The sequence below is a fragment of the Streptomyces stoeckheimensis genome, assembly GCF_045822005.1.
Classification (GTDB): domain Bacteria; phylum Actinomycetota; class Actinomycetes; order Streptomycetales; family Streptomycetaceae; genus Streptomyces; species Streptomyces stoeckheimensis.
On record NZ_CP169553.1, the window covers coordinates 1 to 15,519 of the forward strand.

The 15,519-nt window shown below is 69.1% G+C and carries 13 protein-coding genes; 5 read left to right on the forward strand and 8 right to left on the reverse strand.

The window, feature by feature from the left end; genetic code table 11:
* Positions 1-678: 678 nt before the first annotated feature.
* From ACE1OC_RS42655 to ACE1OC_RS42670, 4 genes are all read right to left on the reverse strand, one after another.
* Positions 679-1,908 (reverse strand): asparagine synthase-related protein, encoded by a 1,230-nt coding sequence (locus tag ACE1OC_RS42655; protein ID WP_407842058.1) that lies wholly within the window; start codon positions 1,906-1,908, stop codon positions 679-681.
* Between the two features lie 101 nt (positions 1,909-2,009).
* Complete coding sequence (locus ACE1OC_RS42660; RefSeq protein ID WP_407842059.1) at positions 2,010-2,144, reverse strand: hypothetical protein; 135 nt, start codon at positions 2,142-2,144, stop codon at positions 2,010-2,012.
* A 520-nt stretch (positions 2,145-2,664) separates the two neighbouring features.
* On the reverse strand, positions 2,665-3,636 hold the full coding sequence (locus ACE1OC_RS42665; RefSeq protein ID WP_407842060.1) for a DUF6292 family protein: 972 nt from the start codon (positions 3,634-3,636) through the stop codon (positions 2,665-2,667).
* A gap of 1,043 nt (positions 3,637-4,679) precedes the next feature.
* A complete protein-coding gene (locus ACE1OC_RS42670) occupies positions 4,680-5,423 on the reverse strand; it encodes a hypothetical protein (protein WP_407842061.1) in 744 nt (247 codons plus the stop codon).
* Positions 5,424-5,592: 169 nt separating this feature from the next.
* Here ACE1OC_RS42670 and ACE1OC_RS42675 point away from each other — a divergent pair, with 169 nt between their 5' ends.
* The 3 genes from ACE1OC_RS42675 to ACE1OC_RS42685 all read left to right on the forward strand — a co-directional run bounded on the left by ACE1OC_RS42675 (position 5,593) and on the right by ACE1OC_RS42685 (position 8,373).
* Positions 5,593-5,790, forward strand: coding sequence for a hypothetical protein (locus ACE1OC_RS42675; protein WP_407842062.1), 198 nt, complete (start codon positions 5,593-5,595; stop codon positions 5,788-5,790).
* Between the two features lie 577 nt (positions 5,791-6,367).
* Positions 6,368-7,654, forward strand: coding sequence for a hypothetical protein (locus ACE1OC_RS42680; RefSeq protein ID WP_407842063.1), 1,287 nt, complete (start codon positions 6,368-6,370; stop codon positions 7,652-7,654).
* A gap of 398 nt (positions 7,655-8,052) precedes the next feature.
* Positions 8,053-8,373, forward strand: coding sequence for a hypothetical protein (locus ACE1OC_RS42685; protein WP_407842064.1), 321 nt, complete (start codon positions 8,053-8,055; stop codon positions 8,371-8,373).
* 206 nt (positions 8,374-8,579) lie between these two features.
* Here the strand turns inward: ACE1OC_RS42685 and ACE1OC_RS42690 are convergent, their stop codons facing one another.
* The 4 genes from ACE1OC_RS42690 to ACE1OC_RS42705 all read right to left on the reverse strand — a co-directional run bounded on the left by ACE1OC_RS42690 (position 8,580) and on the right by ACE1OC_RS42705 (position 13,678).
* Complete coding sequence (locus ACE1OC_RS42690; RefSeq protein ID WP_407842177.1) at positions 8,580-10,211, reverse strand: DUF2637 domain-containing protein; 1,632 nt, start codon at positions 10,209-10,211, stop codon at positions 8,580-8,582.
* A gap of 405 nt (positions 10,212-10,616) precedes the next feature.
* Positions 10,617-11,690, reverse strand: coding sequence for a ParB/RepB/Spo0J family partition protein (locus ACE1OC_RS42695; protein WP_407842065.1), 1,074 nt, complete (start codon positions 11,688-11,690; stop codon positions 10,617-10,619).
* Positions 11,687-12,901, reverse strand: coding sequence for a ParA family protein (locus ACE1OC_RS42700; protein WP_407842066.1), 1,215 nt, complete (start codon positions 12,899-12,901; stop codon positions 11,687-11,689). Before ACE1OC_RS42700 ends, ACE1OC_RS42695 begins: the two co-directional genes overlap by 4 nt.
* 453 nt (positions 12,902-13,354) lie before the next feature.
* Positions 13,355-13,678: a hypothetical protein gene (locus ACE1OC_RS42705; RefSeq protein WP_407842067.1), complete on the reverse strand. Its 324-nt coding sequence runs from the start codon at positions 13,676-13,678 to the stop codon at positions 13,355-13,357.
* A gap of 600 nt (positions 13,679-14,278) precedes the next feature.
* On the opposite strand from ACE1OC_RS42705, the gene ACE1OC_RS42710 reads away from it, so the two are divergent.
* Together ACE1OC_RS42710 and ACE1OC_RS42715 are read left to right on the forward strand one after the other, a co-directional pair.
* Positions 14,279-14,485: a hypothetical protein gene (locus tag ACE1OC_RS42710; RefSeq protein WP_407842068.1), complete on the forward strand. Its 207-nt coding sequence runs from the start codon at positions 14,279-14,281 to the stop codon at positions 14,483-14,485.
* A gap of 7 nt (positions 14,486-14,492) precedes the next feature.
* Complete coding sequence (locus ACE1OC_RS42715; protein ID WP_407842069.1) at positions 14,493-15,338, forward strand: hypothetical protein; 846 nt, start codon at positions 14,493-14,495, stop codon at positions 15,336-15,338.
* The last annotated feature ends 181 nt before the right edge of the window (positions 15,339-15,519 follow it).

Here is a 15,519-nt window from a genome sequence, read left to right on the forward strand (position 1 = left end):
TGACAAGGGCTCCGGCCACGGTCTTGCCGTCGCGGTTGACCTCGATCCGGTGTCCTTCGGGCGCTGGGGACACCTCGTAGCGGTCAAGGAGGGGGAGGCCTGAGGCTGGCAGGTCAGCTCTCATGTAGCGCCACAGCCTCTGTGCCGTGAAACCGGCTTCACGCAAGGCCCTGTCGGTCACCGGCCGGTGCGTCGCGGGCAGGGCCTCCAAGCCGAGCGAGAGCGCTGATGCGAACTGGAATGCCCCCAGGGCACGGTGACCTAGGGTCAAGCGGGCATGCTCGATAAGCGCTGAGGCTGTGTCCGTGTTCTCCGCGCAGTGCATCCACAGGATGAGTCCCGACCGGTCTCGGGGCCGGAGCGCGTACGAGACTACGCCCACCACAGATCCCGCCGCATCTACTGCCACGGTCGTGGTGGGGCGGGGAAGTTCCTCCCACCATCCGGCATCAACCGGCGAGCGACCAGCGAGCGCCTCACCCAACATGGCCGGACCGGTACGCGGTTGGCCGGGCAAGCGGTCGGCCTCGATGAGGTGGAGGACTGCTTCCTCGTCTGCGGGCCGGTAGCGGCGCAGGGTCAGGCTTTGGAGCGGTGCAGTCACAACGAAGACCATGGCGGATCGGCTCCCCTCTGTCCAGGGAGGCGCGATCGCTCGTGCCTCCCTGGACGGGTCTGTCAGATGATCTCAGCGCCTTGGGCGAGTGCTCCGGTGAGCCATCGCTCGATGGCCGGGACGATCAGGCGTACGGCTGTGTCCTCCTCCTTGCGAAGTTGGTCCGGGTTGATGAGCCCGAGCTCGGACAGGAGTGGTGCGGACGACGCTTTTGCGGCCGCGTAGCGGGCCAGAGCTGTACGGAAATACTGCTTCTGGCGGGGAAGTACTAGCCACGCGTCCTGGGGCAGCAGGGACAGAACCAGGGCTTTGCACCGCCAGTAGCCGGTGGGCAGGTGCTGCCCGTAGCGCTCTGCGAGAGGGACGGAGAAGGCGGCTGCCAGGAACGTGTCCGTCAGGAACGGTGATGCCTCAGGGACTTCTCCGGCGGCCCCGATCAGCTCATGGGGCCAGAACGCGTCATGCGCGTCCGCCTGAGCCCATGAGCGTCCCTGTGTTGCGTGATCCTCGATCCGCTGCGCTACCCAGGCCTGCGACCACCTCGTTGCCCGGTCCCGGTAGGGATCGGCCAGGACGGCCGTGGCGCGGGGGTCGCACCAGTCGGGCCAGTTGGCTGCCCAGTAGGCCCGCGCTCGTGATGTGGCGGGCAGGAGCCTGGCGGTCGCCGCTGCTGCCTCGCCTGCGAGTCCGAGACCCGAGTGCGCGACGTCTTCGGCGTAGCGGGCGGCTGCCCTGGGGCCGAAGCGGCGGGCGATCTCTGCCGTGGCGTACCGGGGTACACCGAGCAACTCGTCCGCTCCGTCGCCGGAGAGGAGGATGTCCACGCCGAGTTGTGCGGCCCGGCGGGACACTGCCGCGTTGACTTCGGGCAGGGCGTCCAGCCGGGGGCCCAGCGGCGACCACGCCGGTTCGGCGCGCTCTTCGTCCGGGTCGATGACTTCGAGCCTTACCTCGGTGAGCCCGAGGTCTTTCAGGAGCCACGCGACGAAGGGTGCGCACTGGACGCCTTGGTCGTCGGTGAGGTTGACGTTGAATGCGATGACCTGGCGGCCGTCTGCAACCTTGCAGGCGTGGATCAGTGTGGCCAAAGAGTCGAGTCCGCCGGATAGCGAGACCCCGATGATGTTGGCGTTTGCGGTGAGCTCGGTTACCGAGTCCGTGAACGCGGCCCGGAGCCCGCAGGGATGCGGGCGGGGCCGTACAGGGGGCACAGGGAGCCGTTCGACCCTGTGCCACAGGCTGTCGGGGTAGAACTCCCCCGACAGCGCGGGCGGGGCGAGGAGCAGCCCCACCGCAGTCAGATCGACCCCCGGGACGGGGCCGGACAGGTGCAGCGGGTTTGCCGCTGTCCGTCCGTCCCCGCCCCGGAAGCATCGAGCCAGAGACGTCACTACTACCGCTGGCGGGCCGTCAGCAGCTCACGGATCGCCCGGACCACGGAGAGCGGGCTCCGCTTGGCCTCACCGAAGGGGAGGCCCTTCGCACCGAGACCGTGGCCGCCGTCACCGGGGGTGGACTTCTTCGACATGATCTTTCTCCTTTGTTGTCGTTGAGCCTTCCTGTGTTGGCCTCTTGCCCTTGCTGGCCAACAAGACAACTATAACAGTCGCTTCATCATGATCGCCATAGATGGGGACCTCAAAGAAAAAGAAGTTTCCGCAGTTCAGAGGGTGTAGGAGCCCGGTGGCTGGGCACGGTGGGCACCGTGCCGACGGCACCTCTGACGCGCAGCGTCAGAGGCAAGGGATACGGCAGCGCGAAGCGAGGGCGCGGGGAGCGAAGCGACCCGCGCCCGCCTGCCGTATCCCGCAGCGCGTGAGAGCGCGCAGCGCTCGGTCCGGGATGGAGCGAAGCGGAGTCCCGGCACGCGTGCGTGACCGCGGGGGGAGCGGAGCGGACCCCGCGGTCACGGTGGGGGCGCGGGGAGCGCAGCGGACCGCGCCCCCACCGCCGGCACGGTGCCCACCGAGCCCAGCCACCGGGAGGAGTTGCTCCGCACACCAGTCCCGCAGCGTTCCAGGCGCCGGAACCGACGCAGGCCCTGGCTTCTACGGGGCGAGGTTGTCCAGCAGGCTGGGCACCCGGAGGGGGTCCGGCCGGAGTTCGGGCGTCAGGTAGAAGATGCCCTCGCCTTCCGGGCGGGCGCCGGTGTCCTTCCCGATGGGGTGGCGCCGGCTGGTTGCCGTCCGCCAGCCGAATCGCTCGTCCCACACCAGGGCAGGCGCTGCCAGGCCAGGGACGAGCTGGACAGCAGCAGCCAACGCTCCGTCCTCCAGCTCCACGACATCCACCTCGGCGGTCTCCGCAAGTCCGGCACCCACGAGCGCATCCGCGACCGCACGCAAGTACGGGCGCACCTCCCGCATACGCAACTCGGCCTCCGCGGCGGACAGGGCCCGACGCTGGGCGATCAGCGGGTACCCAAGGCGCTCGGCGGCTTCCTGCGGGTCCAGGTTCGGATCACGTTCGAGAAGGTCCGCGATGCGGCGGCCGCGCAGGACCGCGAGACTCTTCATGGCCGTGGTCATCGCCACCCCCAGGCGCTCCACGACGGCGGCCGCGGTGAGCGCCGGATCGGCGTTCAGGAGCTCCTCAGTCCGGGGCAGGATCTGGTCCCGCCGGACCTTGTCGCCGCTGCCCTGCGGCCGGCCACTGCCGTGCCGGACACCGCGTCCCGGACGGGAATCACGGAAGCGGCGCACGGCTCCCCTCGGCCAGTGCTCCACTCCGCCAACTTCCACGCGGTGCTCGGCCACCGCCGGATCGTGCTTGTAGGTGTTCCACGCGCTCACCCCGACGTTCAGCTCGTGCGCAGCCTCGTGCCGGTCCAGCAGGTCCTCGTCGTCCTCACCCGCAGGGAGCGCTGGCACGGGCTCGCCGGCGAAGTACGCCGCCGTCTGTTCCGCGTCCCACAGCAGCGTCTGCGCGTTTGGCGAGCTGACGGGCTCGGGAAATCCCGTCGCCGCGTAGGGCTTGTTGTTCCTCAAGGTGCCCACGGACACTCCGAGCACCTGCGCCATGCCGGCAATCGACTGGACATGCTCGCGTCGCCCGGCACGGATCACCCGGAACCCCTTCAGAACAGCTTCAGCCGCAGGGCCAGCCCGAGCAGCACAGGAGAGAACTGTAACCCCACATCTGTCATTCCCCGGCAGATCCGGCTACTCTGAAGTGACTCCGACAGCGGTCCTCCGCAGTCGTGAGCCTTCCAGGCCGGCGCCCTTGCCACCCGCTCGCGCGGAAGTGGGCGCCGGCCACATGCTTTTCGCGTCGCGCTCGTAGTCGCCGAGCGGTACGCCATCCAAGTCGCGCGCGCTAGCTGCGGCTGCGACAACGACGATGTGGTCATCCGGCAGGTTCTTCGAGGCGCACACTCCGCAGGTGAGTGGGCGCGTCGCGTGCTACGCGCCGGACCCGAACTGATCCTCATCGCAGGTGACGGACCGGGGCGGCGTGGCCGCCTGGCGGCCCAGCTCGCCACCCCAATCCCGGCGGTGCCCCCAGCGAGGAACGGGCGTCTGGGGACGTTCTACGGCCGCATCAGCGCGAGGCTGAGTGGCGATCAATCATCACCCGCACGATCTCGCAGCCGCCCCGAGACCAACCGGGAGATCCGCAGAACAACACCCTGCAGGACCCCGCACCGAGCGGCGCGAGCCCCAAAGAGCCCCACCCCGCCCAAACCCCCACCGGGAGCTCCTGCAAGGAACCGCAGCCTCTCCAGCGAAAGCCCTCCTCCGACCCAGCTCCTGTACCCACCCAAGAACCAGGCCCCGGCAGCAGTCCCGACAGCCAAACGCTCAACCCCCATCACCCATGCGCCGAGAGCCACGTATAGCCAGCTCGCCGCCCAGGCCTGCGCCCCCGCAGACCCAGCCATCCACGCCCGAACCAACCCCCTACACCCACACAAGAAAGTCCGCGCACTCACCAGCCGGGAAACGGCCCCTCAGCAGGCAAAATGCAAACCCGTCGCCTGTGCACCTTCCCCCCATACCTCCCCGGATACTTCCCCCCATCCCTCCCCCGATACTTCCCCCCATCCTTCCCCCCATGTTTCCGGTCAAAGGACGGCGCCGTGCAAGGCGCGGCGGTCTCCCGTGAGGGCGTAGCGGCGGGCAGAGAGGCCCGTGTCGAGGTACTCGCCGATCACATCGCACAGCGGCCCCAGGACGTCGGCGGCGGCGCCGTACGAGAGGTAAGCCGGGGCGACTTCGAGGAACAGCTCGCCCCTCGTGAGTGCGCTGGCCGCCAGGTCGTCGACAACCCGGCGCAACTCGGCGACTCCGGTGTCTGCCGGCACGGCCTGGTGGACCACGGCGCGCACCGTGGGCGCGTCGAGGTCCTGGGCGCCGTCGCGGGTGAGCGCGGCGAGGCGGCCGGTGATCCGTTCCGTGATGTCGCCGCGGCGGGCGGCGACGGCGATCAGGGCGCGCTGGGAGAGCCTGTAGTCCAGCGCGGCTACAGCGACCGGGGGGCTGTCTCGCGTGCGGGCCACGGGGGTGCCGGCGGTGACCGCGGCCTGGATGGCGCCCAGGCCGCGGGCGACTTCGAGGAGCCGGTAGGCCTGCGCGCAGCTGATCCCGAACTCACCCGCGCAGTACGCCTCCCACGAAGGGTGCGAGAGCGCGAACCAGACGCGGGCGACGTGCGCGTCACGGACCCGGTGGGCGAGCACCGCGACCGGGCGCCGGACGTCGTCCACCGCCTCCCGCAGCCCCGCCGTCACCACGCGGGCCTGCGCGCCGGTCAGCGATGGCCGAACCAGTTCGGCGACGTCGTCCTCGGCTTGGTCTTGCTCGCCCATACCCACCATCGTCCCCGCGCCGACGGAACCCGACCAGGGGGTACGGAAGCACTGACCGACGCCCGGTGGTTCCCGCGTCCAGGGCGGCGAACAAGCGGCCGGCGGACCACCTGGGGGCTCGGCAGGAACCGCTGCTCCGGAGCGCCGGGTGTGGCGGGAGAATGTGCGGATGAGTGAGCAGCGCCGCCCGTTGGGCTCCGGACCCCGCTTGGCCCCCGCCCTGGACGGGCCGCCGCGTCGCGGCCGTCTGCCGGCCGAACTCGCCGCCCCCGACCCGGTGGTACCCCCCGACGGGGAACGGGCGCCCGCGGCTGTCCTGCGGCCCCAGAGGCGGGCGCTCGGCGCGGGCGGCGCGGCCCGCACCTAAGGAGGGCCGGGACGGTTCCTCTCATCTACCGCGTCCGGTGGCCAAATCGGCCCGGTCCTGCCAGGTCCCAGCCGCTGGCACGTCAGCCCACCCCGAGCCCATCACGCCCGGCCGTACCCGGCAGCGAACCTCACCAGAAACCTCCCCACCGCAGGTCACGGGCCCGCACTGGTCCTGACGACCGCCTCGGGCTCCTCTGGGTACACCCGGGGCCCGGAACCTCCCCAAGAAGCTCCCCAGCGCAGGTCAGGGCAGTGCAGTGCAGGTTTTAGGGGGCGCCGGCTTCCGTGCCCGAGTCCGAGCCAGCGGCGGAGAGTCCGTGGTCTGCGCGAGAAACCGGCTCCCTCGCGGTGAAGGGCGCGCCAAGAAGCCGGCGGAGCGACGCCGAGCGTTGCCCAGTGACGAGTCCGCCGAGACCCTGACGAGGACGGGGAACGAGCGGGCGAACTCTCGCGCCGCGGTGACAGCCCGGCCCTTTGGCTACGATCTCCCCGGGCCCTGGACGGGGCGAGTACCGTGTCGGACCACCCGGGTAGCCTCACGGCGACACCACAACTGGCAGGGAGAGGGGCAGCCGGTGAGCGGCAGCTGGCATCGTGCGATCGCCGAACTGAGCGCCCAGGGCAACGCCGTCCAAGCAGCCGCCCAGCGCGTCGAGAACGCCCCGCGGGAGGAGCGTGCGACCGCGAAGGCGATTTCGTACGTAGCCGAGGCCGACTACCTGCGGAGCGCGAACTCGCTGCTGCGGGCGCACCTCTCCGATCGGCATCCGCCCCGTCGACTGCCGGTCGCCCGTCTGTGGCCGTGGTTCCGCGACGTGTGGGAGGCGCGATCTGCACCCCGCCGCGGCGGGGTGTGGCGGGCCGTCCCCCGGGACGCCGAGCTGGAACAGATGCGCAGCGCCCCTTCCACCGCTCTCCTTGCGGTCGTCGTCGAGCAGGCCGAGGCATTGCAAGCCAGCCTCCACGGCGAGCGGCACGTGCACCGGCTGTACGAGTCGTACATCCCCGAGCACACCGGGAGCGCGGTCACCGACCTGGTCGGTGTCGGCGGCAGGTCGGCGCCCACACTGCCCGGGTTCCCCGACCCCGGGCACTTCCTCAACCGTGCCTTCCCCAAAGGCGACGGCTTCCGTATCCAGCCCGGTCGCGAGGAGGAGTTCGATCGGCTGTCGCACGACCGGTCCGCGGTCCACACCCGAGCCCGCGCCTTCGGCGACGCGGTCCTTGCCCTCCTCGTCGAGCAGCGAGCAGGCAGCGTCGCTCCGCAGCCCGGGCGGCTACGCGGTGCCGGACGCTGGGTAGGACGCGAGCAGCAGCTGGTGCCGGACCGGGCGAAGTGGCCGGCGAAGCTCAACGCCTACCAGGCCGTCGCCATGGCAGGGCTGGGCTGGCTGGTGCTCGTATGCACGGCGTTGCCGCTGACCTTCGGGAAGGAGGCTGACCTGCTCTCCCACGCCCTGCTGCTCTTCCTGGCAGCCGCCCTCATTGCCTGCGCGAGCGTCGGGCTCATGGTCCGGTACGGTCCGAAGCTGATCAACGCACCCGGTCCCCGCGCGGCGGTGCCCGGCATCGCAGCAGGCCTGATCGCCCTCGTGGTGTGGCAGGGGCAAGGGCCCATCGCCAGCCACTACTTCGCCGGCCCGTACGAACGCTACGAGCGGGAGTACGCGAACGGGTGCCTCGCTTCCAGCCCCTACCAGCACGACACGGTCCAGGCCATGGTTGACGGCGGCGTGCTGACCGTGACGCCGACGAGTGGCGGGCCGACGCTGCGCCTGGGCCCGGCCGAGGACGGCGGCACGCATCCGCTGCGCCCGCTCGATCAGGCGACCCGAGCGGTGCTCGACGAGCACGGGTGCTGAACCGCCCGTAGCTCATGCATGACGCCACCCCCTCCCGAGGGCGGCTCCTCCTGCCAGCGCCCTGGGGCTGACCCTGCTTCTTCGGCTTCCGGCGGGCTCGCTCGTTCCGGCGCCGCTCCGCCTCCTTCGCCGCCAGCACGTCCGCGCCGGGTGCATTCCGCCCGGCAGCGAACCTCACCGCAAACCTCCCCATCGCAGGTCACAGGAGCGCACCGGGCCCTGTCCGCCACGACGAATGTCTGCAGCTGCGCCCCGAGGCCGCACCTCCCCAAGAACCTCCCCAGCGCAGGTCGGGCAGTCCGGGCGATCTCTTACGGGCCGGCCGACGACGTCGCGGGCGCGGCCGCGGTCGTGCGTACCTGTCCACGCGCGAGGCGGATGATGGCGGGGAGCATCACTTGAATATTGACGCGGTCGGCGAGAACGGCCGATCGGTCAAGTCCGGCGGCGCGCTGAACGAGGGCACGCTGACGGCAAGGGTCAGCGCAATCCGTCCCGACGTCGGCCATCGGCCGGAACGCAGCGAGGAGCTGAACGGGCTCCAGGTAGCCGACCCAGGAATCGGTCACGACCGCGATGCCGTCGCCGAGGCGGCCATCGGCCATCCAGTCGGTCGTCGCGTGCCGGACGTCTGGGTCCGTGCACAGCACGGTCCAGTCAGCATCCAGCCGGTCGAAGAACCCGCAGCCGTGGTCGGGGTGCAGGTGGCGGACCGGTGACCGGTGGCCCATGGTTCGGTCATGACCGGTGACCGATGGGGACCGGATCGGTCATTGGTCACCAGGTCCCGGCATCGGTCACGGACGGGTCCGGCCATCGGTCACGGCATCGGCCACGCGCTGATCGGTCACGGCCTGATGGCTGTCCGAGGCGCCCGACTCCGTGACCGATGACCGGTCACCGCGATCGGTATCGGGACGTTCGGTCAGCTGCGCCCGACGGAGCGAAGGCGCGCCCGGCCCTGCTGCTTGCGCTGCTCCTCCAGGTGCCGCTGCGCGTCGAGTACCCGGCGCTGACCGGTCTTGGGCGAGACCCCCAGACGCCGGGCAACCTCGGCCCCCGACAACCGGCTCCCGGCCTCCTCGGCCTCAGCCAGCCAGGAGGCCACCTGCTCGATCGCGCTCTGTATCGGGTCGGCCTCGGCCGGCCCGTCGTCGGTCTGCTGCCGGGGCACGCGGGCGGTCGCTTCGCCGGACGCGGTCACGTCAGCGACCCAGGCCTGCGCATCCGCAGCCGTCGGCGTCGGGCCGTGGACGGGCGGCTCGAAGGGACGACCCTCAGGGCTACCCAGGCCAGCATCGGTCACGGAAGCCGTCGGCGCCGGAATCGCTCCGACCGGGAGCGGCGCAGAATCGACCGGTTGCTCCGACAGGCTGCGGAGGCTGAGTTGCTCCCCGAAGGGGTGCGGCTCCCCCACACCGTTCGGTTCCTCGTCGGCCGGAGTCGACGTAGCTGGCGCCTCGGCCACTGGTGCTTCGGCCATCGGCACGGCGGCCGCCTTCTCAGCCGCTTCGAGTTCGGCCGCCTGGAGTCCGGCGAGCACCGGTTCCAGAAGTACGTCGGGCACAAGAGCGCCTGTGTCCTGGTCGGTCAGGCCGTAGTCCCGCGCGAGGAACGCCGCGAACTGCTCCGGGGACGGAACCGAGCCGTACTGCTCCACGAAGTGCCGACCGGCCTGGGCCAGGTCGACCAACGCGGGCTCGGACGTCTCCACCCAGGTGCCCGGGGCAGGCACGGCCGGCTGCTCCGCTTCCGGCGCCGGTGCGTCCTCGATCACGGACCGAGCGACCGTCGGCAGTTCGGGCACCTGGTCCACGGCCACCAGCTTCGGCTGGGGCTCGAGTGACGGCGTGGGCTCGGGGCGGGAGAGCAATGCCGGGCTCAGGCCTGCTGCGGCCAGCCCCGCGGAAGCGGTCTGCGCAAGCGGCACGCCGATCCGCGCCAGCCGCAGCGGCATCATGGCCTCCACCGGGGCCTTGCGCCGCCACGCACGGCCGTACCTCGCCTGCAGGCGGGCCTGGTAGATCAGACGGTCCTGCTCCATGCCGACCGCCTGCTCGTAGGAACGCAGCTCCCACAGCTTCATCCGGCGCCACAACTTGAAGGTCGGCAGCGGAGAGAGCAGCCACCTGGTGATGCGGACGCCCTCGATGTGCCGGTCCGCAGTGATGTCCGCGATCCGGCCCACCGCGTGCCGGGCCGCCTCCACCGTTACCACGAACAAGATCGGGATCACCGCGTGCATCCCGACACCCAGCGGGTCCGGCCAGGCCGCAGCCCCGTTGAACGCGATCGTCGCGATCGTCAGCAGCCACGCCGTCTGACGCAGCAGCGGGAAGGGAATCCGGATCCAGGTCAGCAAGAGATCGAGGGCCAAGAGCACGCAGATGCCGGCGTCAATGCCGATCGGGAAGACGAGCGAGAAGCTACCGAAACCCTTCTTCAGGGCCAGGGCGCGCACGGCGGAGTACGAACCGGCGAATCCGATCCCCGCGATGACGACGGCTCCGGCGACCACCACACCGATCAATATCCGGTGCGTACGAGTCAACTGCATCGCGGCCACGAGTTCTTGTCCCGTCCTTTGTTGTCCAGTTGATCAGCCTGTCACCAGGTCATCGCTGCTGTCAGCCCACTTTCGGGCTTTCACCATCGTGTTCTCTCCGGCGCCTACAACCCGAGCATGCGCAGCGGAGTCGTCTCCCGCACACGCTCCTGGCTCGGCAAGGACGCAAAAGGCAAGCCCCACTTCCCGCTCCTCCAGGCCACCGGCGACAGCCGATACCCACTCGGAACCGCTGTCACCTGCGACTGCACCCGCTTCCTGCGCCTTGCACGCACCTGGCTGGCCCCGCAAGGAGCTCGAGCAGCTGACCTCGTTCGCATCCACGAGGAGTTCCGTAACGCATCGAGCCTGCCTGACCGTCGTCAGGCAGGCTCGGACGTAGACGGATCGAGCTGGCTATCCCTCACCGTGCGCGGCAAGGAGACGTTCAAGGAGCACTTCGCGCTGCGCCGCATCCATCTTCTCGAAGACGAGATCGGCAACGGCGTTGCCATCGCTCCAGCGGACTCTGGGAAGTTTGCGAACGTCCATCACCCAGGTTTCCTTGCCCGGTCCTGGGATGTCGGCATCGTAGGTATCCGTGTGAGGATCCGCGGAAGGCTGACCTTCCTGTGCAGTGACGCCAGCCGTCGCGTCGTCCTCCGCTGGTTGATCCTCGGAAGGACGTGCCTGAGGCACCTCAGCAACAGCTGGGGTGCTTACGGCGTAAGCACCCGGCTGGGGAGCAGAACGACGTTGCTTCTTCTCCCTGCGCTCGGCCAGCGCCGCGGTGGCGGCTTCCTCCTGCTGATCGCTGGGCATTTGACCCACTCGGCGGGCCACCTCAACTGGCAGGGTTCGCTCTTCAACAGCCTGCTTGAGGTCGGGCGTGAGCTTGAGCAGGGCCATGCGTTGGGTTACCCAGCCGCTGGACTTGCCAAGTGCCCGCGCGACGGCCCTCTGGGACCCGTGAACACCCACGAGTCGCTGAAGGGCCTGGGCCTCGTCCATCGGATCAAGGTTCTCGTGCTGAACCGCCGCAATGAGCGCAGTCTCAAGCAGCGTGTCCGCGTCCTCGGCGAACGAGTCGTCGACATGGACGGGTACGTCATCTAGCCCGGCCTGGTTGGCTGCGGCCAGCCGCCTGTTGCCGTCTACGACGATGTGCGAGGCGTCGGCCAGTGCTTCCTCTTGTCCGGGGTGAGCACTGAGAAACGCGGCGCGCGTGACGACCGTGAGCGGCTGGATGACTCCCCGTGCGGCGAGGCTGTCGGCGAGCTCCTCGAGCTCTTTCAGCTCCTCTCGCGGGTTGTACGGGTTGTGGGCGAGTGCGCTGAGCGGGAGGCGGCCTGACTCCGGAAGGTCGTGGACAGGGGCCGCGGCTGCGCTTTCCTGGCCGGCGAATCGCGCGAAGGCAGCTGCCCGGCTACTAATCGGCTGGGCGACGGCGTCGAAGGTTGCGGACTCCCCCAGCATGTCTGCCTTGCTCACGCTGACTTCACCGCCCGGGCAATCTTCCGCATCTGATGCGACTGATCGCAGTCGGGCGCGTAGTCGAGCAGTGGGCGCTGCTTGCGTACGGCTTCGCGCTGCTCCTTCAGGTCAGGAACAACCGCCAGGACAGGGGGCGTCCCAAGGGAGTTCCACTTTCCCAGGGAGGACGTGGCGATGTAGCCGCGGCGGGAGTCGTACTTGTTGACGACCAGGCCGATCTGCTCAATGACGATGTCGTAGTCGCGGGCCAAGGAGTCGGTCTGCTGGATGAGCATGCCGTAAGCCTGCGCAGAGGTGTCCTCCGCCTCAACTGGGATGAGGAGGCCAGATCGGCCGGGCCGCTCGTCGTCGCGCTGGCGCCCGTAGTAGAGGGCGGCGTCCATGGCCAGTCCGAGGCTAGGAGGGGAGTCGATGACGATGACATCGAAGTGCTCTTCGATCGGCGCGAGGGCCCGCTCGAGCGCGGCGTGACGAGGGCCGCGGAACATGGTGAGTCCGGAGTCCAGGAGGAACGCGTCGAACGCGGCCGGCAGGATCCGCAGGCGCCCACCGAACCGGTCACCCTCTATCACCACGGTGAGGTCGAGCAGCGACTGCCTGGTCTGCTCACGGTGGAGCATGTGAGTGATGAGGCTTTCTTCCCCAGCTGGGATTGCCTTCAGCCCAAGCTGGTGAGAAAGGTGGCCCTGGGCGTCGTAGTCGACAAGCAGGACGTTCAGCCCTTCGGCTGCCGCATCGAGCGCCTTCTCCAGCGCCTCGGCGTCAGACGTGACCTCCGGGAAGGCCTCCGCGAGGGCTTCGGCCAGACCCGCCGACACGGCAGTCTTACCGACCCCACCCTTCTGATTGCAGACGATGATGCGCCTGGTATGCCGCGGTCGCACATCAAGGCCAGCGGGGTGTTCGACGAGCCAGAGGGCCACCGACTGGGCCAGCCCCTGGATGTAGGAGACACCACGATCGCGGCAGTCTTCCTTGAAGGCGTCATACAGACCCTCGGGCAGGAAGGTACCGAAAGACGCGGCACCTGCTGTGTTGACGGTGGGAAGCTGATCGGTGCAGCTGCGCCAGGCCTGAATGCCGGCAGCGACTGCGTCCTGCATGTCTGTCTGCAGTTGGGCCGCACGGACCTTGAGGGCCTGCTGGAGGTGGGCCGGCAGCTTGGAGATCAGCTTCTCCCGCTCGCCCCCCGGGTTCGGAGATGACATGTACGGCAGCATACTGCCGCCCAGCAGGGTTCCAGGCGTTCGATTCGGCGTGTTTTGCCGCCGAGTTGCGTTAGTTATCTACTCACAGAGTCTGGACCGCCAGTCCGAACGGCGCTACAGTCGCCTTGGGTTACACGGTCATACCCGGGTCATTGACCCAAAGGTTGTTAACACGATCGACCGTGGGGCTCGCGGCCAGCCCGGGGACCTGCCTGGGGCTCACCTACGGGATGTGCCTCTCAAGGGCTTTTCTCTTAAGCGCACCGGTCAATTACCGCGCGCGAGGCCGCTTGTACTTGAACGCAGAAGGGGGCGGGCCGCGGAAATGCGGCCCGCCCCCTTCTGCTTTGCTCCCGTCCCTCGGTCCGGGGCTGGTGTCTCGTCTCACTGAAGCTTGACCGTTCTCACCGAAGTTTGACCGGGGCAGTGGCATCGCCGGCCCGAGTGCCGCTCCTACAGCACGGCAACGCATGACTTCAGATCGGCGGCCAGGAAGACCAGGTGGGTGCCTTCGGCGGTATCGACTCGTCCCAAGGCGACTGGGTCATCTCCCGCACGCTGAAGATCCGGCAGCCCCTGTTCGAAGTCCTTGCAGGTGGAGACGCCGTCCTGCGCCATGCATTCAGCTCGCCATGCGTAGATGTCGAGGTACTGGTGAGCTGGCTTCAGCTTTTCCCAGACCTTGAAGGCTGCCCCGGCCCGCAAGGCCAGGGCGGCCCCATGGGCGGCATCGGTTGCATGTAGTTCGAGGGCAGCAGCCAGGTCTTCGCGATTCACGACGTGCAGTATGGCGCGCCGCGAGCGCCCGCCGTCGCCCGGCCAAGGCGAGGCCGGACCATCGAGATCGGCGCCAGCTCACCTGCAACGGCGGCCAGCCGGGCCCGTCTGGTCAAACTTCGATGAGACGAACTAGGCGGTCGTCAATCTTCGGTGAGACCGGTGCATCTTCGATGAGACAGGACAGCTGGCCAGCAGCTACCACCGATGCCCAGCAGGGTGGGTGCTTACGCCGTAAGCACCCACCCTGTCTCGTCTCACTGCACCTTGACCGATCTCACCAAACTTTGACCGGCCCCCTCTCGGTCACCCTTCGCTGACACTCCTGGCGCAACCAGAGTTCGTCGCAACGCCGGATTCGTGCCGCTTGGGAGTCAGGGGCGCAGTGGTTCGGGAGCCGCCTTTAGCCACCGGGCGCTCGGTGTAGAAGGGGGTGTTGGTCAAGGTGTGGCGCCAGCGTGGTTGCATCAGGCACTGAATTGGTCCCGATCTTCGGATCGAGAGTGCTGTGGGGGGCATGTGTCCGGTCTGAGCAAGAGGATGTCGGTCGTCGTCGGGGTGGCAGGCGGGCTTGTCCTGGCGGGGTGCTCGCCTACGCCGATGAAACACGCACCCGAGCCGGCCGCGAGCGCTAGCGCCGCCCCGCCCGTGCCCCTGGTGGTTGAGCGGGCTCAGGCCGAGAAGCTGGCGGACGAGGTGCTGCGCCAGGTCGCCTACGCGAAGGATGAGGTAGCGCTGGCGAAGGCAGAGACCGGGGCCCTCCTGGATCAGAGCAAGACGATCCGACGGCTGAACGGCCGGGAATGATGCGACGTTGGTGCGCTCGGAGCAGTGGGTGGACTACCTGATCCCCACCGAGCGGGAGCAGCCCGGCTATCCACGCTCGTTCGTGGCTCAGTTCAGGAGCGAGGACATGCACGACCTCGGGAAGGACCGGGCGGCCGGGCTGTACTACTTCGTTCAGGAGGAGGCCGGCGGGCCGTGGAAGGCCGCCGCCAAGTCGTGGGCACCAGACAAGCCCGCTCCGCAGCCCAAGCCGGGCCAGGCCGACGAGCGCCTGTACGGGAACTGGGGGTTCGGGGCGTTCTCCGTACGGGACGCCCCCGTCGCCGTCCCGGCCCGGGACGAGGCGGGCGCCGCGGTCCTTTCGCCGACCGCCGCCAAGGACCGGGAGGTCTGCGGGCGCTACGCCGAGTACCTCTCCTTCACCGCACCGGACGGGGAACCGAAGAGCGAGCACTTCGTTGCGGGCAAGCTCACCAGCGATGTCGTCACCGCCTACAACGCCGAGGCCAAGGTGCGGGGGTGGGAAGGCCTTCGGTTCCGGTTCGCTTTCAAGGTCAGTGGAGCGGACCTGCCCGTACTACGGCTCGCCGACGGGAAGGCGCTGGTCACCTGCACCTTCACGCAAACGGCCCGCACGGACAGCAAGCCAGGAGGCCACTGGGACTTCTCTGTCGGGGGGACCGGGGAGTCCCACCTCGCCAACAACCACGCGGCCATCCTGTTGGGGGGCGCCCCCGACGCGCGGTGGCGCCAGACCACCATTCGCAGGAGCGTCACCGCGACCTTCGAAGTGCCCGCCCAGGGCCCCTCCGACGTCGTCGGATGCAACTGCCTCAACCCGCCGGTCCTCACGGCAGATGGAACACCCAAGTAGCGATCAAAGTTCGGTGAGACTGGCCAAGGTTCACTGAGACGGAACACACCCTGTGTCGTCCACCCCACTCCGCTGGCTCCGCGAAACGGTGGGTGCTTACGCCGTAAGCACCCACCCTGTGTCGTCCAGCCCACTCTGCTGGCTCCGCGAAGCGCTGTTCTGTCTCATCGGACCTTGACGG

What these genes read in the sequence shown, in the direction of transcription:
- ACE1OC_RS42675 (WP_407842062.1), top strand. Translation starts at nt 5,593, where the DNA reads ATGAGTGAGCAGCGCCGCCCGTTGGGCTCCGGACCCCGCTTGGCCCCC.
- ACE1OC_RS42700 (WP_407842066.1), bottom strand. Translation starts at nt 12,901, where the DNA reads ATGTCATCTCCGAACCCGGGGGGCGAGCGGGAGAAGCTGATCTCCAAG.
- ACE1OC_RS42670 (WP_407842061.1), bottom strand. Translation starts at nt 5,423, where the DNA reads ATGGGCGAGCAAGACCAAGCCGAGGACGACGTCGCCGAACTGGTTCGG.
- ACE1OC_RS42710 (WP_407842068.1), top strand. Translation starts at nt 14,279, where the DNA reads ATGAAACACGCACCCGAGCCGGCCGCGAGCGCTAGCGCCGCCCCGCCC.
- ACE1OC_RS42665 (WP_407842060.1), bottom strand. Translation starts at nt 3,636, where the DNA reads ATGGCGCAGGTGCTCGGAGTGTCCGTGGGCACCTTGAGGAACAACAAG.
- ACE1OC_RS42660 (WP_407842059.1), bottom strand. Translation starts at nt 2,144, where the DNA reads ATGTCGAAGAAGTCCACCCCCGGTGACGGCGGCCACGGTCTCGGTGCG.
- ACE1OC_RS42690 (WP_407842177.1), bottom strand. Translation starts at nt 10,211, where the DNA reads ATGCAGTTGACTCGTACGCACCGGATATTGATCGGTGTGGTGGTCGCC.